Consider the following 576-nt stretch of genomic DNA (forward strand, 5'->3'; position numbering starts at 1 on the left):
CGTGAGCCCGGCGTCGAGCCGCATCACCGGCAGCAGCGGGGTGTAGGCAAAGCGCGCCAGGCCAACCGTAAGCACGAGCGCGCAGATGCCGGCCGTGATGACCTGCCAGGCGCGGCGGGGAGGCGGGATCGTGAGGGACATGTGTCTGGAGGGCAGCGGGGAGGGCCCATCGTCGGTGGACGGAGGTGATGGCGTCTTTCGATAGAATGACCCATCCTGTCGATGAGGCGTCACATGGCCATGGCTGAACCCACTGCCCCGGGTTGGCGCGAAGTCGCGGTGCCGCCGCTGCGGCGTCTGCCCTGGCCGGTGGTGGCGCGCAGCCAGCGACTGGAGGCCGGCGAGCGCTTCCCGCCGCACGTGCACGGCTGGAACCAGCTGGTCCACGCCAGCACGGGTGTGCTGCAGGCCAGCGCCGGGCAGGCACGTCACGTGATCACCCCGCAGCAGGCGCTGTGGGTGCCGACCGGCACGCTCCATCACACGGGCGCGTTGAACACCTCGGCGTTCCGCAATCTTTACGTGGCCGATGGGCCGGAACTGGGTATGCCCACGCATTGCGTGGTACTCGATCTG

General features: G+C 69.4%; 1 protein-coding gene. It reads left to right on the forward strand.

Going from position 1 to position 576, the window contains the following annotated elements:
• Window positions 1-240: 240 nt before the first annotated feature.
• The coding region (locus AAE045_RS23945; protein WP_455549795.1) for an AraC family ligand binding domain-containing protein at window positions 241-576 on the forward strand (336 nt) is incomplete at its 3' end.

The sequence above is a fragment of the Dryocola clanedunensis genome (genome assembly GCF_038405435.1).
In the GTDB taxonomy this organism is placed as follows: domain Bacteria; phylum Pseudomonadota; class Gammaproteobacteria; order Enterobacterales; family Enterobacteriaceae; genus Dryocola; species Dryocola clanedunensis_A.